The 2,617-nt window shown below is 66.1% G+C and carries 1 protein-coding gene and 1 pseudogene; one reads left to right on the top strand and one right to left on the bottom strand.

What is annotated here, in order from left to right; all coding sequences use genetic code 11:
• Nucleotides 1–259: 259 nt before the first annotated feature.
• Nucleotides 260–1,299 (top strand): annotated as a pseudogene (locus ACTJK8_RS32225) (IS3-like element ISMra4 family transposase); the annotation flags it as partial.
• Between the two features lie 40 nt (nt 1,300–1,339).
• Here the strand turns inward: ACTJK8_RS32225 and ACTJK8_RS32220 are convergent.
• Nucleotides 1,340–2,560 (bottom strand): IS256 family transposase, encoded by a 1,221-nt coding sequence (locus ACTJK8_RS32220; protein ID WP_440762770.1) that lies wholly within the window; start codon nt 2,558–2,560, stop codon nt 1,340–1,342.
• Nucleotides 2,561–2,617: the final 57 nt, after the last annotated feature.

The raw sequence follows: 2,617 nt of genomic DNA, 5'->3' as shown, positions 1-2,617 counted from the left end.
CCCGGTAGCTCGTCAGGCTCATAACCTGAAGGTCACAGGTTCAAATCCTGTCCCCGCAACCAGTTTTTAGCCCGCTAGGTCAACGACTTTGCGGGCTTTTTGCTGTCTATTGCCTCTCCCTTTTCCAACCCCGTGGAAGCGTAGTGGAAGCGCCAGACCGCACGCTTTGGCGTGTCCGTCGTCAGATGATTTGAGACGGTTTGCGGTGGACTTGTCTCGAGAAAGTGGAGAGCTCTTTTCCTGAAGGAGGAGGGTTCCGATGGCAGACCGGAAGCAGACCTTTACCCCTGAGTTTCGTGCTGAGGCGGTGCGATTGGCGCAGACAAGTGGGCGGTCGCGCCGCGAGGTCGCCGCCGATCTCGGCGTCGGGCTCTCGACGCTGCGCAACTGGATCGACGGTCGACGTGAGCGAGAGATGGACAACCCACCGGCCGACCGGCAGGAGGACATGGCCGCCGAGCTCAAGCGTCTGCGCCGCGAGAACGAGGTGCTGCGCCAGGAGCGGGAGATCCTGAGGCGGGCCACGGCTTTTTTCGCCAAGGAGGGAAGTCGATGAGGTTCCGCCTCATCGACGCGGCGAAGAAGGACTTCCCGGTCGCGCGCCTGTGCAAGGTCCTCGACGTCAGTCCGAGCGGCTATTTCGCCTGGAAGAACCGCCCGGCCTCGACGCGGCAGCGCGAGGATCTCGTGCTGCTTGCCCACGTCCGATCCGCCTTCACGCTCTCGCACGAGACGTATGGCAGCCCGCGCATGACCCACGAGTTGCGCGAGCAGGGCCTGGCGGCAGGCCGGCGGCGCGTGGCCCGGCTGATGCGGGAGAACGGGCTCAAAGCCCGCCAGCCGCGCCGCTTCCGGCGCACGACGGACAGCGGCCACGCCTTTCCGGTCGCGCCCAACCACCTCGACCAGGACTTCACGGCGGCCGGGCCGGACCGCAAGTGGGGAAGCGACATCTCCTACATCTGGACGCGGGAGGGCTGGTTGTACCTGGCGGTGGTCCTCGATCTGTACTCCCGACGGGTCGTGGGCCGGGCGGCGGGCGACCGGCTTCACAAGGAGCTCGCGCTGACCGCGCTGCGACGTGCCCTTGTCGTCCGACGGCCCGGACCAGGTTTATTTCATCATTCCGACCGCGGCAGTCAGTACTGTTCGAATGAGTATCAGGCGGAACTACGAGGACATGGCATCGTGATCTCGATGTCCGGCAAGGGAAATTGTTATGACAACGCGATGGTCGAGACGTTCTTCAAGACGCTGAAGAGCGAGTTGGTCTGGCGCACCGCGTTCCAGACGCGAGCGGGACTGTCAGGAATTCCGTGTGCGGGCGGCGGGTTGAACATCAGGCCGCCATGGCCCGGGTGAAGCGCTCGCCGAAGATGACGGCGAACTGCGCCTTGGCCATGACCCACTCACGCGGCCCCATCTTCCACGCCTTCTCGGAGCGGTTCAAGACCAGGTAGAGCAGCTTCAGCGCCGCCTCGTCGGTCGGGAAGTGCCCGCGGGCGCGCACAGCCCGGCGCAGCGTGGCGTTCAGGGTCTCGATGGCGTTGGTCGTGTACAGGATCCGGCGAACCTCGCCGGGGAAGGCGTAGAACGGGACCACCTCGCCCCAGGCCCGTCGCCAGCTCTGGGCGATAGCCGGATAGCGCCGACCCCATTCGCTCGTCTCGAAGGCCGCCAACGCCGCCTCGCCAGCCGCGGCATCGAGCGCGCGGTAGATGTCCTTCAGCGCACCCGCCACGAGCTTGCGGTCCTTGTAGGACACGAAGTCGAGGCTATGGCGTAGCAGGTGGACGATGCAGGTTTGGACCAGCGCCTCGGGGAACACCGCCCGGATCGCGTCGGGGAAGCCCTTCAGGCCATCGACCACGGCCAGCAGCACGTCCTCGACGCCGCGGTTCCTGAGCTCGTTCATGACCCGTAGCCAGAACTTGGCGCCCTCGTTCTGCTCCAGCCAGAGGCCGAGGATCTCCTTGGCGCCGTCGGCGCGCACGCCCAGCGCGATGTGGACGGCCTTGTTGCGGACGACGCCCTCGTCACGCACCTTGATCCGCAAGGCGTCGAAGAACACGATCGGGTAGACCGGCTCGAGCGGCCGGGCCTGCCAGGCGGCGACCTCCTCCAGCACCGCGTCGGTCACCGCGCTGATCAGGTCGGGTGAGACCTCGATGCCGTAGAGCTCGCGCAGGTGCGCGGCGATCTCCCGGGTGCTCATGCCACGGGCGTACATCGACACGATCTTGTCGTCGAAGCCGGGAAAGCGGCGCTGATACCGGGCGATCAGCTGCGGATCGAACGTCGCCTGCCGGTCGCGCGGGATCGAAAGCTCGATCCGGCCGGTCTCGGTGGTGACCGTCTTGCGGCCATAGCCGTTGCGCGTGTTGCCGGCGTCCTCGCCTGCCAGATGGTGGTCCATCTCGGCGTTGAGCGCCCGCTCGGCCAGGGCCTTCTTCAGCTCGTCCAGCAGGCCATCGGCCTCGAAGGCCGTCTTCGGATCGGCCCCGGCCAGGAGCTGGTCCAGGATTGCGTCAGGGATGCGGGGTGCTTTGCGTCGTGCCATCGGGAACCTCCTTCGGATCCACTATGGCCGCCCGCACACGAAATTCCTGACAGTCCC

This window comes from Methylobacterium sp. 22177, from assembly GCF_052045615.1.
GTDB classification, from domain to species: Bacteria; Pseudomonadota; Alphaproteobacteria; order Rhizobiales; family Beijerinckiaceae; genus Methylobacterium; species Methylobacterium radiotolerans.
This window is presented reverse-complemented; position numbering and strand designations above follow the sequence as displayed.